Source organism: Prosthecobacter algae (assembly GCF_039542385.1).
Taxonomy (GTDB): domain Bacteria; phylum Verrucomicrobiota; class Verrucomicrobiia; order Verrucomicrobiales; family Verrucomicrobiaceae; genus Prosthecobacter; species Prosthecobacter algae.
On sequence record NZ_BAABIA010000004.1, the window covers coordinates 344,474 to 360,091 of the forward strand.

At 60.5% G+C, this 15,618-nt stretch carries 13 protein-coding genes; 7 read left to right on the forward strand and 6 right to left on the reverse strand.

Features of this window, described 5'->3' with window-relative positions:
• Nucleotides 1–11: 11 nt before the first annotated feature.
• The 3 genes from ABEB25_RS11325 to ABEB25_RS11335 form a co-directional block, all read right to left on the reverse strand.
• A complete protein-coding gene (locus tag ABEB25_RS11325) occupies nucleotides 12–1,433 on the reverse strand; it encodes a cryptochrome/photolyase family protein (protein WP_345736518.1) in 1,422 nt (473 codons plus the stop codon).
• 78 nt (nucleotides 1,434–1,511) lie between these two features.
• Nucleotides 1,512–3,995 carry a PSD1 and planctomycete cytochrome C domain-containing protein gene (locus ABEB25_RS11330; RefSeq protein WP_345736519.1) on the reverse strand — a complete coding sequence of 828 codons (2,484 nt, stop codon included), beginning with the start codon at nucleotides 3,993–3,995 and terminating at the stop codon, nucleotides 1,512–1,514.
• Nucleotides 3,996–4,064: 69 nt separating this feature from the next.
• Complete coding sequence (locus ABEB25_RS11335) at nucleotides 4,065–4,745, reverse strand: class I SAM-dependent methyltransferase (protein ID WP_345736520.1); 681 nt, start codon at nucleotides 4,743–4,745, stop codon at nucleotides 4,065–4,067.
• 157 nt (nucleotides 4,746–4,902) lie between these two features.
• On the opposite strand from ABEB25_RS11335, the gene ABEB25_RS11340 reads away from it, so the two are divergent.
• The 3 genes from ABEB25_RS11340 (at nucleotide 4,903) to ABEB25_RS11350 (ending at nucleotide 10,464) form a co-directional block, all read left to right on the forward strand.
• The gene (locus tag ABEB25_RS11340) at nucleotides 4,903–5,643 is read left to right on the forward strand and encodes an amidinotransferase domain-containing protein (protein ID WP_345736521.1); all 741 of its coding nucleotides are present in this window, start codon (nucleotides 4,903–4,905) and stop codon (nucleotides 5,641–5,643) included.
• A gap of 104 nt (nucleotides 5,644–5,747) precedes the next feature.
• Complete coding sequence (locus tag ABEB25_RS11345; protein WP_345736522.1) at nucleotides 5,748–8,951, forward strand: FtsX-like permease family protein; 3,204 nt, start codon at nucleotides 5,748–5,750, stop codon at nucleotides 8,949–8,951.
• Between the two features lie 583 nt (nucleotides 8,952–9,534).
• Nucleotides 9,535–10,464 carry a carboxylesterase family protein gene (locus tag ABEB25_RS11350; RefSeq protein WP_345736523.1) on the forward strand — a complete coding sequence of 310 codons (930 nt, stop codon included), beginning with the start codon at nucleotides 9,535–9,537 and terminating at the stop codon, nucleotides 10,462–10,464.
• A gap of 150 nt (nucleotides 10,465–10,614) precedes the next feature.
• Here the strand turns inward: ABEB25_RS11350 and ABEB25_RS11355 are convergent, their stop codons facing one another.
• Both ABEB25_RS11355 and ABEB25_RS11360 read right to left on the reverse strand, forming a co-directional pair.
• Entirely contained in the window at nucleotides 10,615–11,148 is a 534-nt protein-coding gene (locus tag ABEB25_RS11355) for a hypothetical protein (RefSeq protein ID WP_345736524.1), read from the reverse strand.
• A gap of 92 nt (nucleotides 11,149–11,240) precedes the next feature.
• Nucleotides 11,241–11,447 carry a hypothetical protein gene (locus ABEB25_RS11360; RefSeq protein WP_345736525.1) on the reverse strand — a complete coding sequence of 69 codons (207 nt, stop codon included), beginning with the start codon at nucleotides 11,445–11,447 and terminating at the stop codon, nucleotides 11,241–11,243.
• A gap of 757 nt (nucleotides 11,448–12,204) precedes the next feature.
• Between ABEB25_RS11360 and ABEB25_RS11365 the strand changes: the two genes are divergently transcribed.
• Nucleotides 12,205–12,705 (forward strand): PH domain-containing protein, encoded by a 501-nt coding sequence (locus ABEB25_RS11365; protein ID WP_345736526.1) that lies wholly within the window; start codon nucleotides 12,205–12,207, stop codon nucleotides 12,703–12,705.
• A gap of 530 nt (nucleotides 12,706–13,235) precedes the next feature.
• On the opposite strand, the gene pdxH is transcribed toward ABEB25_RS11365, so the two are convergent.
• Entirely contained in the window at nucleotides 13,236–13,889 is a 654-nt protein-coding gene (pdxH, locus tag ABEB25_RS11370) for a pyridoxamine 5'-phosphate oxidase (RefSeq protein ID WP_345736527.1), read from the reverse strand.
• A gap of 74 nt (nucleotides 13,890–13,963) precedes the next feature.
• Between pdxH and hpt the strand changes: the two genes are divergently transcribed.
• From hpt to ABEB25_RS11385, 3 genes are read left to right on the forward strand one after another with little or no spacing between them, the layout of a single operon-like run.
• The gene (gene hpt / locus ABEB25_RS11375; protein ID WP_345736528.1) at nucleotides 13,964–14,506 is read left to right on the forward strand and encodes a hypoxanthine phosphoribosyltransferase; all 543 of its coding nucleotides are present in this window, start codon (nucleotides 13,964–13,966) and stop codon (nucleotides 14,504–14,506) included.
• A complete protein-coding gene (locus ABEB25_RS11380; RefSeq protein ID WP_345736529.1) occupies nucleotides 14,503–14,748 on the forward strand; it encodes a MoaD/ThiS family protein in 246 nt (81 codons plus the stop codon). The genes hpt and ABEB25_RS11380 overlap by 4 nt, the downstream gene beginning before the upstream one ends.
• Nucleotides 14,749–14,798: 50 nt before the next feature.
• Nucleotides 14,799–15,614 carry a class I SAM-dependent methyltransferase gene (locus ABEB25_RS11385; protein WP_345736530.1) on the forward strand — a complete coding sequence of 272 codons (816 nt, stop codon included), beginning with the start codon at nucleotides 14,799–14,801 and terminating at the stop codon, nucleotides 15,612–15,614.
• The last annotated feature ends 4 nt before the right edge of the window (nucleotides 15,615–15,618 follow it).

The following is a 15,618-nucleotide window of genomic DNA, read 5'->3' on the forward strand; positions in this document are numbered from 1 at the left end:
TTAGGTGTCGGTCACTTGCCGCGATGCTTGGCAAAGATGGCGAGCGTGCGGTCGCGCTCCGTGGAGTGATCCACCATCGGCAGCGGATAGCCGGGCGCGATGGCCCGGTTGTCTTTGGGCGGAGCTAGAAATTTCTCCGGGGACACGCCTTTCAGTTCTGGCACCCAGGTGCGTATGTAAGTGCCTTCCGGGTCATAGCTCTTCGTCTGGGTCCATGGATTCTGAATGCGGAAGTAAGGGGCGGCATCCGCGCCTGTTCCCGCGCTCCATTGCCAGCCGCCATTGTTGCTGGCGTTTTCGCCATCCAGAAGGTGCTGCATGAAAAAGCTCTCCCCCAGCCGCCAGTGACAGTGGAGATCCTTGGTGAGAAACATGGAGACGATCATGCGCACCCGGTTATGCATGAAACCTGTGGCCAGCAGCTCGCGCATGCCGGCATCCACGATGGGGAATCCCGTCCGCCCCTGGCTCCAGGCCAGGAAGTGCTCATCGGAACCGGGCCAGGGCATGCCACGAAATTCCGGGGCAAATTCCTCGTCAAACACCGTCGGGTAATGCCAGAGAATGGCCAGGTAAAATTCACGCCAAGCTAGTTCCTTGATGTAGGTTTCAATGGAGGTGCGGGCGTCCGCTGTCGTGGCCTGGGCGGCCGCACTCTGGCAGCGTGAAAAGAGCTCGCGAATCGAGATGAGCCCAAAGCGCAAATCTTGGCCCAGCCGTGAGGTCGTGGTGCCTGCCGGAATGTTCCGCTTCTGCGCATAGCTGTGCAGGGTGCGGTTCTCGATGAAGGTCTTCATCCGCTCGCGGGCTGCACGCTCTCCAGGGGCGGGAAGGTGGGCCGTATTTTCTGGAAGCTGCCAGTGTTCCAGCGTTGGCAGCGGCAGGCTTTTCACCTTCTCGGAGGGGGCGGTCCCCAGGCTGCCGAGTTTTCCCTGCGTCGCGGTTTTGTCCAGTCCCAGCCAGTTGCGGGAATACGGGGTGTAAACTCGATACTGCCCCCCGCTGCCAGTCAGCACTTCATCGGCCTCATGCAGCACCCGGTCTTTGTAGCTGTGGCACTCAATGCCGATGCGCCGACACACCTCCTGCACCTTCTTTTCCATCTCACGCCCATAGGGATCGTAGTCGCGATTAAAATACACGGCCTTGGCCTCCGTCTCCCGGATCAGCTTTTCCAGCTCTTCATCGGCCCGCCCACAGCGCAGGATGAGCCGGCTGCCCAAGGACTCCAAGTTCTTGCTCAGGGACTCCAGACAACCGCACAGAAACTGCTGCCGTCCCGGGCCTGTCCAGCCGTGATGGCTCTTCCACTCGCTCAGCACATAGACAGGCACCACTTGGACCCCGTCTTTCGCGGCGTGATGGAGTGCGGTGTTGTCCATCAGCCGGAGATCGCGGCGGAACCAATGAATGACGGTGGAATGCTGAGGCATGGCGCAGGTTACGCCGGCCCGATGAACCTGGACGAGATCAATTTGGGCAGATGGATGGCTTTCAGCAGAAAAGGTCCTTCAGTCCACATAGCGGAACTCCGCCCCGGCCAGCAGCGATTGGCAATAAAGCGCCAGCAGTGTGGGGGCGTCCACTTCCGGCCTGCCCTCGATGCTGCCTCGCACCGTTTGAAAAAAGCGCTCCGTCAGCTTCTTCTCCTGCGGGTCGGGCGGGCGGTTGTAGCACAGCACAAAAGCACGCCGCTGCTGCTCTTCCAGGGTCGGTTTTTCCTGCATCACCCTGCGCGCCAGCGCGGCAGCACGCTGCTGCACCCATGGCCCGTTCATCAGGTAGAGCGCCTGCATCGGCACGTTGGTCACATCTCGATGTCCGGTCACCAGCGTGGGCTCCGCAAAGTCAAAAAGCTCCAGCACATCCGGCAGATGATCGCGCACCACCGGCAGGTAAATGGACCTCCGCACGCTGCCGTCCAGATCGGCCGGCAGGGCCTGGTTAAAGCCGATCAGGGAGACGGACTGGCCGGCAAATTCCGTGACCAGCGATCCCGGGCGGCGGCTGAGATCCAGCTCTCCGGAAACAGCGAGCATGGAGTCACGGATCACCTCGGCATCCAGCCGCCGTTTGTGCGCCCGCCACAGCAGGCGGTTGTCCGGGTCCTTTTCAAAACAGTCCTCCCGGAAATCCGATGACTGCCGGTAGCTGCGTGACAGGGCGATCTCACGCACCATGGCCTTGAGCGACCAGCCTTGTTGCATCATTTGTTGGGCCAGCGCATCCAGCAGCTCAGGGTGTGAGGGCCTTTCGCCACTGTAGCCAAAGTTGTCCGCCGTCCGCACCAGCCCCACGCCAAAAAGATGCCGCCACACGCGGTTGGCGATGACACGGGAAGTGAGCGGGTGCGCCGGATTCGTCAACCATTGGGCCAGTTCCAGGCGGCCACTGCGGCCGCTCCCTGGGGCCGCTTGCGGCACCTCAAACACCGCCGGAAATCCGCGCTTCACCGCTTTCACGGGCTGGCCGATTTCTCCGCGATTGAGCAACTGCGCATCCCGGATCTTGGCCGCCTCTTCCACCCCCATGCACAAAGGCAGGGCGCTCCCATCCTCATCCACGGTCATCAGTTGCCCGTCTATGCCCCCGCGTGACCATAGGATGCGGATGACGTTGCGCAAAAGCTCGAAGCCCTCGCTGCTGATATCCTTGCCCTCCAGCCGCGCTTTGGCCATGTAGTCGTTCTGCGCTTTTTCCTCGGCATCCAGCTTCGCACGATCCGCCTTCAGTTGCGCCACTCGGGCTGCTGTGACGGACTTGTTCGGTATCAATTGCCCTGGCAGATCCGGCAGGCGGATCAGGCTGCTGCCGTTGTTGTTTTCCGAATCAATCCAGGTGCCGTAATGCGTGCGCGTGCTTTGGAAAATGCCCGCCAGCGCATAGTAGTCCTCCATGCTGAAGGGCTCGCTCTTATGATCATGACAGCGTGCGCAGGCGACTGAACTGGCCGTTACCGCACGGGCCACCGTATCCAGTTGTTCATCCGCCAAATCCGTCGCAAATTGGGCCTTGCTCATCTCATTCAGCCCCTTCGCACCCATGGCCAGGAAACCGGTGGCAATGAGCAACTGCGCCCGTTCCGCGTCATCCTTGGCTGGCAGCAGATCTCCGGCGATCTGTTCGGTGATGAACCGGTCATACGGCTTGTCGGCCTGGATGGCATCCACCACATAGTCGCGGTAACGCCACGCATGGGGAAAGACGAGATTCGACTCCCTCCCGTTGGATTCGGCAAACCGGGCCACATCCAGCCAGTGGCGTGCCCAGCGCTCGGCGAATCGTGGGCTCTTCAGCAGCCCGTCCACGGTGGTGGCCAGCAGGGCCTCGCGTCCTTCTTCTTGCGCCCAGGCTTTGACAAATGCGTTCGTCTCCCCAGGCGTCGGCGGCAGTCCGGTCAGGTCCAGGTGCAGCCGCCGCAGCAGCACGGCCGGGGTCGCATCCGGGGAAGGGGACAGGCCTTCCTTTTCCAGCTTCGCAAGGATGTGGCGGTCCAGCTCCCTTCGTGGCCAGTCCTGGTTTTTCACCTCCGGCGACTGGGGTGTCTGCGGCTTTTGGTAGCTCCAGAATTTCCTCCCCGATTCCACATCCACCGGAGGTCTTTCAGCGACTGGGGCCGACGAGATCCGTGGGTCCGCGGCCCCCTCCCGGATCCAGGTTTCAAAGTCCGCCGCCACCGCCTTGGCCAGTGCCGGGCCTTTGGGCGGCATTGCCAGGTCCGGATCTTCATGCCGCATCGCCTTCAGCAGCAGGCTCTTGCCCGGCTCTCCCGGCACAATGGCCGGACCCGTATCACCGCCGCTCAGCAGCCCCTGTTTCGTATCCACCAGCAGCCCGCCTTTGGCTTTGCCAGATTCAGCCGAGTGGCATTCATAGCAGTGCTTCACCAGCACGGGCCGGATCTTGCTCTCAAAGAAAGCCGTCTCCGCTGCTGTCGCCCCCAGGGCACTGCACAGGAAGACAGCCGCGCCAGGAATGAACAGGTGGGAATTCATGTCGGTATCCTCTCAAAACGCGCCGCCGCCCGCAAGCTTAGCAAATCCACCCGCTGCCCTGGAACACGGTCACTCCTTGGCCAGCCCAAAAAACATCATGTGCTGCCAGGGCAGTTCATCGAATTCCCGCACCAGCTTGAAGCCATTGCTCACTAGCTCCTTGTTGATCTGCGCCTTCGTCATCTTGTGCTCGGGCTTGATCGGCACGCTGTCGTCCTCGGCTCGGAATTCCACCAGCACCACCACGCCGTCCGGCTTCAGCGCCTTGCGAATGCCTGAGAGCATCTGCTCCGGGTGGGAAAACTCGTGATACACATCCACCAGTAGCACCAGATCGCATGAAGCCTCCGGCAGCATGGGATCGTGCATTTCGCCGATGATGCTGACGATGTTCGTGATGCCCTTGGCCTCCGCCCTTTTTTTCAGCATCTCGATCATCTCCGGCTGCACCTCCACGGCATACACCTTGCCGTCCTTCCCCACCGCCTCGGCCATCGGCAGCGTGTGGTAGCCATTGCCGCTGCCCATGTCGCACACGGCCATGCCGGGCTTCAGTTTCAGTTCCTCACGCATCCGCAGCGTCGCCTCCTCCCGGTCCCGCTTGTGCCGGATCAGCCAGCCCGCGCCCTGCCAGTGCATCGTTTGGGCGATTATTCGGCCCTGATACTCCGTCAAAGGAGGTGGAGGCGCGGATGTCTGGGCCTGCAGCCCCAGGGCCAGCAGCAGAAATGAGAGAAAGCGGCAATGCATCCCCAGCTAAACGTCTCTCCCCCACATTCCCTTCGATCTGAAAAAACAAAACAACCCGTTAAAAATCACGCTTTTACAGAAATTATGGAAAAGTAAATTATTTATGCTTGCAATAATTTTAATAATTTGTAGATTGTTAACGAAGCCTAACAAAATTATGAAAAAGCTGATCCTCATCCAGAACGACTATCCTTCCACTGGCAAGAGCACGCTGGCTCATTGCTGCGCCCGTTATCTGCAGGAATACGGTGCCCCGCACCAGCTCCTCTCCCTCGTGGATGATGCGGGCAATGACACCTCGGGTCGCGTCTTCGATGCCAGCACTCTCACGGCTGACAGCCTGCTGGACAAACTGGATGAAAGCCCGGTCACCATCCTGGAGATGGCCACCGGCATGGGTGAATTTTTTCAAAAACTTTATCAGAATGAGCAGCTCGATCTCATCCTGCCTGAGGCCAGCGTCAGCCTCTCCGTGGTCATCCCGGTGACCAGTGAGCACGACAGCTTCGACTCCGTTTTGGAAGCCGCCGAAGTCTATTCCGACAACGCCGAATACACCATCGCCCACCTCATCACCAGCAGCTACGAAGACGATGACAAGGTCTGGGACACCAGCTACGCCGCCCGCGTCATGGACATGTTTGAGGCCGTCGAGCTCTACATCCCGGAGATCGGCATGCACCTGGAGATGGAACTGCGCGCCCACCACGCCAGCCTGGACGATGCCCTCATGGACCCTCAGGCCGACGAACACTTCGGCAAGGACTTCACCAAATGGATGGGCCGCGTCATGGGCCAGTTGGACAGCGCCCGCCAGTATCTCTTTGGCGAAGCCTTCCGCCCCACCACCGCTCCCAAGCCGGTCAAAAAGACCCGCGCCAAAGCCCGCGCTCTGTGATCTGCTTTTCCTCTTGTTGTTAAAACTGCGCTGGCGCTTCGGCACCCGCGCAGTTTTTGCGTGGCCCTTGCGCAGCATCGCGGGCGCAGCCACGTATAGGGAACATGTCCTTGTTCTCTTTCGTCCTCTCCTCGGCCCGGCACTATTGGTGCGGACACCTCGGCCTCCTCCTTGGGGCCTTTTTGGCCTCCGCCATTTTGAGCGGTTCCCTCCTCGTGGGTGATTCCGTACGCGCCAGCCTCCGCCGTGTCGCGGATCTCCGCCTTGGCAAAATCCAGGCGGGCATTCTCGGGGGTGATCGCTGGTTTACTCAGGAACTCGGGACGAAATCCCAGGCGGCCCCCGCCATCATCGCCATCGGCTCCGCCGCCTCATCGAATGGCAAGGTCCGGGTCAATGGCACGCAGGTCCTTGGCGTCGAGGCCGGTTTCTGGAAACTCAGCACCAGTGGCAAAGCCATCGAACTGACCCAGGGGCAAATCGCCCTCAATGAGCCCCTCGCTCGCAAGCTCTCCGCCAAGGTCGGCGATACCATCCTCGTTCGCCTGGAGCGCCCCAGCGCCATCTCCCGCGATGCCCCTCTTTCTGGCAGCACCAATGAGGATGTCTCCCTCCGCCGCACCGTCGGGGCCATCGTCAGCGCGGAGGACTTCGGCGCTTTCCAGCTTGTCGCCTCCCAGGTCTCTCCGGACTCCGTCTTCGTGCCCCTCGCCGATCTGCAGACACAGATCGAAATGGACGCCAAGGTGAATGTCCTCCTTTCCTCATCCGCCACCTTTGCCAGCGACACCGCCGCTTTGGAAAAAGCCAAAACGCTGGGTGACTTCGCCCTCAAGATGAAACGCGTGGAAGCCCCCCGCGAAGAATGGGAAGTCAGCACCGACCGCGTCTTCATGGACCGATCCCTCGCCACCAAGCTGCTCGCCCGTCCGGAGAGCTATGGCGTCCTCACCTACTTGGTGAACGGCTTCAAATCCGCCAAAGGTGCCACGCCCTACTCCATGGTCACCGCTACGGACAAACTCAATGTTAGGTCATCCGAGATCATCATCACCCAATGGCTGGCCGAGGATCACGGCCTGGTCGTGGGGGACAAACTGGACATCATCTATTACGTCGTCGGCATCGGGCGCGAGCTGAAGGAACAAACCGCCACCTTCACTGTCAGCGGCATCCTGCCCATGGAGGATCCCAATGTTACCCGTGCCTGGACGCCCGATTTCCCCGGCGTGTCCGATGTGGACAACTGCCGCGACTGGGATCCCGGCATCCCCATGGATACCAAGAAGATCCGCGACAAGGACGAAAAGTACTGGGACGACTACAAGGGCACGCCCAAAGGGTTCATCAGCCTGGAGGATGGCAAAAAACTCTGGGCCAACCGCTTCGGAAATTTGACGTCCATTCGCTTTCCCAATTCCGGCCAGGAAGAAGCCACCCTCCAGGCAGATGTCGTCTCTTCCCTCGCCCTCGCCGATATCGGCCTCACCGCCACCGATCTGAAAGGCCAGGCCACCGCCGCTGCCAAAGGCAGCGTGGATTTCGGTGGTCTCTTCATCGGCCTCAGCATGTTCCTCATCGCCGCCGCCCTCATCTTCGCCGCCCTGCTTTTCCTCTTCACGCTGGAGCGACGCTCCGCCCAGGTGGGCCTGCTTCTGGCCATGGGCTGGACTTCAAAAATGGTGCGACGCTCTTTGTTAGGTGAGGCTGGCGTCCTCGCCATCATCGGGGCCGTCCTCGGTGTCTTTGGTGGTGAGCTTTATACCAAGCTGGCTCTCAAGGGGCTCAGCGGAGCCTGGTCCGGCGCTTCCCAGGGACTGCCCCTCATCTATTCCGGCAGCGCCGCCACCAAGGCGGGAGCAGGCGTCGGTGCCGTCATTGTCGTCCTGCTTACTTTGTGGTGGGCAAGCCGCCGTCTTTTCAAGCAGCAGGCTCGCGACCTCCTCGGTTCCTGGAGTGCCGATGACGCCGCAGGGCAGGGGACCCGGCAGCCCGGCTGGAGGAAGCTCATGCCCTTCGTCTGGCTCGGCGGTGCCGTCGCCCTCATGGCCGCAGGCACCCAGGCCACCGCGCCGGAGGCCGTCGCCGGCATGTTCTTTGGCAGCGGGTTCCTCCTCCTCATGGGTGGGCTCTCACTCGCCCGTCGCTGGACGAATCGTTCGTTAGGCCTCGCCCACAGCCTCTGGCAGATCGGCCTGCGCAATGTCACCCGCCGCCCCTCCCGCAGCCTCGCTGTCATGGGCATGATGGCGGGCGGGATATTCCTCGTCACCGCCGTCAATGCCTTCCGCATGAGCGCGGGCGATGTCGCCAAACCCACCTCCGGCACCGGCGGATTCGCCCTCATGGGCGAGTCCTCCCTGCCCATCTATGAAGACCTCAACACTCCCGCCGGCCGCGATGCCTTCGGCCTCGATGAAGAGATCTTGAAAGGCGTCACCATCGTTCCTTTCCGCGTCCGCCAGGGCGATGACGCCAGTTGCCTCAATCTTAATCGCGCCCAAAAGCCAGTCATCGTCGGAGTCGATCCCGCCAAGCTCGAAGGCCGCTTCAGCTTCGCCGGGAAGGGGAGCTGGTCCGGTCTCAACGAACCCCTCCAGGCCATTGCCGACCAAGCCACCGCCATGTGGGGTCTCGGCCTCGGCGTGGGCGGTGCGCTCGATTACCAGGATGCCTCCGGAGCCACCATCCAGGTGAAGCTCCACGCCATGCTCGCCGGGTCCGTCCTCCAGGGGAAAATGATCATCAGCGAGCAAGCCTTCCTGACTACTTATCCCGACGTCGCCGGATACCGCTCCTTCCTCATTGATGCCCCTGCCAATAAGATGGACGAAGTCAGCGCCCACCTCACCCGCCAGCTCGAGCAACGCGGCCTCGCCCTCGAACCTGCCAAGGACCGACTCGAAACCTTCATGAGCGTGCAGAACACCTACATCGGCATCTTCACCGTCCTCGGTGGCCTCGGCGTTCTGTTAGGCACCGCCGGTCTCGGCATCCTCGTCGCCCGTCACGTCCTCGAGCGCCGTGGCGAGCTCGGCCTCATGCAGGCTGTCGGCTTCCAGCCCGCCTCCCTCCGCCGCCTCGTCCTCGGCGAGCACGTGGTCCTCCTCATCGCCGGAGTCCTGCTCGGCGTCCTCAGCGCCATCCTCGCCGTCTGGCCCAGCCTCCAGCAAGGCGGCACCGCCCTCCCCATCCCCTTCCTCACCGCCCTGATAAGCACCATCATCCTCTTCGGCATCCTCATCTGCTGGATCGCCGTCTCTGCCGCCGTGAGAGGCAAGTTGATTGAGGCGATTCGGAGGGAATAACTCCGCGCACGAACAGTCTAAATCGCGCCTTGCCCCTTCGGCACGCCCCCTCCTTGCCACCCTTCGCGCGTCGCTCTGCGACGCCATGTGGGATAATCCGCCTGCGCATCCTGACCGGCCTTGAAAGGCCGGTCTTAATAAACGGCAGCCGTTCTGCGGCAAAAACCCAGAGATGAGATCGGCGAACCGGTCATGTCTCAGGCGACCCTGCCAAGATAGCGATTTTTCGGCTCGCCATGTTTCCCCCGTGTCGCAGCGCGACACCCGTCTATTAGCCGCGCCATTGATGGCGCAGTTCCGCACACCCACCACGCTCCTTCCCCATCGCGTCGCAGCGCGACGTCCGTGGATTAGCCGCGCCATTGATGGCGCGGTCCCCTGGACCTCCACGCCCCCACCTCACCGCGTCGCAGCGCGACGCCCGAACTCGCCAGCATCCCCAGGTAATCTACCGCGTCAGACCCTCATTAATCATGGCCCTTCTCCTCTGCGCCGACTCGCCCAAAAACCGTATTAATCCCTCATTGATATCCAAGAAACCCGCTAGGAAAATCGTTGATGAATGGACTCGTCCCGCTCTGCCATGAACGCTCCTACCCGACTTGCTTTCACTCTCCTTCTATTGCTCTCCGTCACCCTGCATGCCCGTGAATGGACTGCCACCGATGGGCGTAAGCTCCAGGCGGATTTCGTTTCCGCCACGGCCACAGAGGTGACGCTGAAGAGGCTGCCAGATGGGCAGACACTGACCTTTCCGCAAAGCCGTCTCTCGGCGGCGGACCAGGCTTTCATCAAGGAGCAGGTGGCCAAACCCGCTCTGGCGGCGAAGCCGGTGGAAGGCCCGTTCGCAGCCCTGATGACGGGCGAGTGGGCCCTGTCCGAGTACAAGGGGCTGCCCTTTGCCATCTACGGGGCCAAGGACCTGAACGCCGCACAGGCCTACCCCCTCATCCTGGCCCTGCATGGCAAGTCGCCTAACAATGAGAATGGTAAGCAGGTGGGCGGCTGGATGAAGGGTTTTGCCAAGGAAGATCGCTACACCAAGAACCCTTGCATCATCGTCGCTCCGCTCTGCTACCAGCCCTATGGGGCCACCGGTGGCGGCTGGAGCGACAAACCCGGCAGTCAGGCCCTGGATCTCGTCAAAGAACTGATCAAGAACCTGCCAGTGGACAAGGACCGCGTTTACTGCACGGGCTACTCCATGGGCGGCTTTGGCACCTGCCACCTGATCAACCAGGAGCCCAAGCTCTTTGCCGCCGGAGTCGCCGTCGCCGGTTGTACAGGTCCAGACACTGCTGGCACCTTCAAGAAAGTCCCCCTCTGGCTCTTCCACGCCGTGGATGACGCCACCGTCAAAGTGGAGGGCTCCCGCGCCCTCGCCGACGCATTGAAGCGCGACAAAGACTGCAAATACACGGAGTATCCCGATGGCGGCCACGGCATCGTCGGCAAGGCCTTTGAAGAGGCCGAACTGCACACATGGCTCTTTGCCAAAGGCGTGAAGAAGTAAGTGCTCCGACACCTTCGCTCCCAGCCGCAGCGAGATGTTTGAGTGGGTGTTTCGGAACAGGCTCTAAGCATCCAAGTCGCAATAGCCAGCCCCTATTTCCTTGCCCCTTCGCATGGCTCAGGGCACATGCGAAGGGAGGAAAGATGATCCTTATTTGCCATCTCGATCTGCGTCACCCGGGAGTTTTCGGTCCACACGATCCCAGGCTGCGCGGGAGGCTGCCTTGGCCTTCTCCCAATCAAGGCGGGAGGAACCGCGGTCCTTTTCATAGTCCCGCTGGAGATCCGCCTGGGCGCTGTCGAAGTCACGACCGTTGAGGCCGTAGTTCGTGTAGCCGGTGAATCCGGTGCGATAAGCCGGCCCATAATCGTTATAGGTTAGGTCTCGTTCATAATAGGGTTCGGCTTGATACCGGTCATTCCAGTAAGCTTCCTCGGCCGTTGGATCCACGGCTTCGGCCACACCTTTGCCGGCAAGACCTCCAGCGACGGCACCGATGGCAGCGCCTACAGCGACACCGACGGGGCCACCGGCCATTCCGAGAGCCGCGCCTGTGGCACCGCCCGCAGCAGCTCCGACACCGACTCCCACAGGATGCGCTCCAGGAGCGCCGCTGATGGGATCACGATTTTCGTCCTTGGGGACGATGGTTGGTTTAACATTTAATGGGGTTGTATTTTGCATAGCATAACAGGTTCGTTTTGCTGCATGTGTCCGCGTCCCAAAACATTGGGTTAACAGGCTTTTAGTTGCTGCAAGGCCACCTGCTTTACTTTCTAGCTAGCGACATCATGACTATCTTTGAACAAGCCAAAAACAAAGGCACCTTTGCTTTGTTCTGGAGCAAGGCCGATCTGGTGATTTTTCATTTTCAGGCGGTCATAGCCTGCTGCCCTTGAGTCCCTCATCGGTCTTCTTGGATGACTCTGGGTTTTGGCATCATCTCCGGGATATCCTTCGGCGAATTGGCTTGAAGAGTTCATCAAAAGTGGGCGGTTCGGGTTGTGGCGAAGACCTCTGCGCTGACGACCAGAGAAATACAATGTGCGGGACGCGCAACGTTAGGTCGCCCCTTCAGGGCTCACAACCCGCCGCATCGGCACACGCACGCATTACCCAGGGCGATACTCTGGGCTACGATAGGCCGCGCCTTTGGCGCTGATGAAAAGGACGAGGTTAGAGACGTTGTTTTACCGACGCGGCATGATTTGGTGAGGATGCGATGGGTGATGCCTCTGGCCTTGATTAATGGTTTGAGATTGGACATCCACGAATAAGCGGGACCTTGATGTCCATTCTTCGCCCCAAAGGGGTGTCATCCCGTCCAATTGATGCTAGAATCAGACGATGACCTTGATGTCCGGTTCCGCGCCCCAAAGGGGCAGCCAATCGTAGCCCAGGGCAACTCCCTGGTTATCGGCACGCCCCTGATGCCAGAGTCCTGTAAGGGCGACCTAACTCCCGAAAAGGTAACGATCTGCTATTGATCTGGGAATGGGCTTGTTCCGGTTCTTCGCCCCAAAGGGGCAGCCTATCGTAGCCCAGGGCAACGCCCTGGGTATAGGCCCGCCCCCGATGCCAGAGCCCTGTAAGGGCGACCCAACTCGCCACGCTCCATACCACACCATGCGATGCTCCTCATCACACCCCGTTTCAAAACCACGTTGAATGGACAAACTGTCACCATCTTCCCTTTGGCCTGCTGGGGGCAGGCCCTTACCTAGCTAACCTTACCCCCCCATGAAAACCAAGTTCAGTCACTCTCCGCTCATCCATCTTCTTGCCCTGGGACTCACCGTCTTTTTTGGCTGGATGGCCTATCGTTCTTCAGTCGATCATTTCGTCCGTGGCGGGTTCCCACTGCGTGTCGTCATGGTGGGTGGTTGCGGCCTGCTTTCGCTGCTGGTGCTAGGGCTGTATCTTCGCAGCGGCATCAATCGGTTTGTCGTGGAAGAAGACGGCCTGCGCATCCGTCGCCTGGGTCACAGCACCTTTCACCCTTGGTCAGAGATCCGTCGGATCCAGCTCAACCAGCCGCTACATTACCTCGTCATTCACGGCCCAGATCGCGCACTGGCCTTCACCTCCACCGATTACTTCCCCCGCATCATGGATTTCGTTCGTGCCATTCATCAGCGCAGCCGTTGCGAACTGTCTCCGCTGCTGGCAGAAACCCTGGCCAGCCAACCCATGAGAACGGAAACCCAAATCGTGATGGCCAGCCCAGACATTTCTCGTTAGCACCGGGGCATTCGCAACCTGCGGCTGGTCTTTGTCGGCTGCCTGTGCCAGCAACGACAAGTCGCCTTGCAGGCGTGTTTCAGCGGCGAAATTCATGGGGCCAGGGATGCGAACAAAGGCCGGGCCTTCAAGCAGATCTGGGAAACGGGGCTCACCCATCATTGGGCAGTGATTGGGTGACCTGGCTGAGCGCTTCCCACAAAAAACGCCACTTGGCCTCCAAAAGCCTGTCTGGCCTTGCGCTCTCCGACTGCTCCCTCGATATTCCCATCACAGTTATTAAGCATCCGCTTTCGTCTGATGGATAACATCCAAAAACATCAATGAACATCCGCCAGCGCAGCCCATGCAACCTTGTTGAACAATTCCCCATCTGTCCCCATTCTTCCCCAGATGGGGACTTATTTCCCCATGAAATCCCCATCCTAACCCATTGAAAATCAGTCTGCTGAGACCAAAAATCCCCAAATGGGGATAAAATGAAATTCATCCCCACAGCTCACAGGCCGGACACCGGCACCCCTATGCATTCACGGGCTCAGGCGTTCCATTTTCCAGCCACCTTCCTGGCGCGTGTAACGCAGGCGGTCATGCAGTCGGCTCACGCGACCCTGCCAAAATTCAATCTCAGAGGCCAACAGGGTGTAGCCGCCCCAGTTCGGCGGGCAGGGGATGGGGCCGGTGCCAAAGCGGACCGCCAGTTCGGCTTCGCGCTCATGCAGCCATTCACGTCCGGGAATCACCGCGCTTTGATCCGAGACCCAGGCACCGATCTGGTGGCCAACGGGACGGCTGTTGAAGTAACTCTCCGCATCCTCGCGGGGCAGCTTGGTGATCGTGCCGCGCACGCTCACCTGGTGATGCCGCTGCGTCCACAGAAAGGTCAGCGCCGCCTGGGGATTCGCGGCGATGTCACGACCCTTGCGACTGTCGTAGTTCGTGAAGAAATGAAAGCCGCGCTCATCCAGCCCCTTCAGCAGCACCGTGCGGCTGTTCGGCCCGCCATCGCTGCCAATGGTGGAAAGCGTCATCGCATTCGGCTCCGGCAGCGCATGGGCCAGGGCATCCTGCAGCCAGAGGTTGAAAAGTATGTGCGGGTCCGCCGGAGCCGTTTCCTCCGTGAGGCTGTCCAGGTCATAGCTCACGCGGAGGTCGCGCAGGTTGGTGGGTGGGAAGTCGAGCATGTGAGTGATGGAAGAAACGTGCGTCAGGCCGTTGCGGCAATCCCATGTTTGCGCCTTTGTCCAATATTCTTGCCATGTCTGCCCTAACCGGAGTTTTAAGAGATCTAAACCGCGTGCTGCTCAGCGCGGAATCCATCCGCACCCGCGTCACCGAAATGGCGCAAGAGATCCAGCGCGACTACACCGGTCAGGTGATCACCGTGGTGGTGCTGATGGACGGCGCGCTGTTCTTCGTCGCGGATCTGCTACGTCAGATTGACCTGCCAATGCGCATCGTCACCCTCGGTGCCAGCAGCTACCACGGCGGTACCGAATCCACCGGGCAGGTGAAGATCAATTGGCCTGCGGGCGTCGAGTTCGGCGGCCAGGACATTTTGCTCCTCGATGACATTCTGGATACCGGGCTCACCCTCAGGGCCCTGCGCGAACGCCTGTTGAGCGAAAATCCAGCCTCCCTGCGAACCGCCGTCCTGCTGGATAAGAAACGCCCTCGTGAGAATGACGTGCCCCTGAACTACTGTGGCTTTGAGATCGAGGACGAATTTGTCGTCGGCTACGGCATGGACTATCAGGGCCGTTTCCGCAACCTGCCGTGCATCGGCATCCTAAAACCATGATTACACGCGTGCTTTTCTTCTCCGTCCTTCGGGACATCACCGGCAGCGAAGAGATCAACTGGCAGATGCCCGAGGGTGCCACCGTGGCAGATCTGCTGGAAAACCTCTATCGCCGCTGGCCCAAGCTGGGAGAGTGGGATGCCAGCCTGCTGGTGGCCGTGAACCAAACTTATGTGAAAAGGACCGAACTTTTGCACCCTCAATGTGAGGTGGCCCTGATGCCACCTGTTCAAGGAGGCTGATCATGCGTTGACCGTTGCCTGGAACCGTGCGAAACACCGCGCACTCTGCAATGAAGGACATCGTCGATAACCGCCGCCACATCTCGTTAGGAAAAAAAATGAGCCTCGCCTGGCTCATCGTCAAGGAGAACGGCCTCATCTGGTGCGCCGCCTTTGCCACCTACTATCTCGCCAGCGCTGTGGGGGCCCGTGCCTTCAAGCTCATGGATCACATCCGCCGCCGTGATGGCGTGCCCGGAATGAACAGCCGCGCGCTTAACAAAGCCATCTGGGAAGCCTGGGACTGGCAGGCTGGCGGCGAAGAATGGACACCGAACGAGGCCTGGAAGACGGGCATCATTGAGCACGTGCTTCGCGGCTACATGCCCCAGGGCGGACAGGTGCTGGAGATCGGCCCTGGCGGTGGCCGCTGGACGGGTGAACTCATCCAGCGTTCCGATGGCCTGCTGGGCGTGGACATCTCCGCCTCATGCGTGGAAGTCTGCTCGGAAAAATTTGCCAGCACGGGCAAGGCCAAGTTCATGGTCGGCTCCGGCAACGACCTTTCCGGCGTGCCGGACCGCAGCATGGATGCGCTCTGGAGCTTTGACGTCTTCGTCCACATCAACCAGGCCGAGGTGGAACGCTATGCGGACGAGTTTCGCCGGGTGTTCAAGCCTGGGGCCGTGGGCATCATCCATCACGGCAGCGTGGGCGGTGGCCTGGGCGGCTGGCGCAGCAACCTCACCCATGAGGCCATGCTGGACCTGCTGAAGAAGCGTGGCTTTGAGATCGTGGCCTCCTTCAAGGAGTTCACCCACGCAGGCGTGACCCACCAGACCGGCCTCTATGAAGACGTGGTGACCGTCTTCCGCCAGCCAGCATGATGGA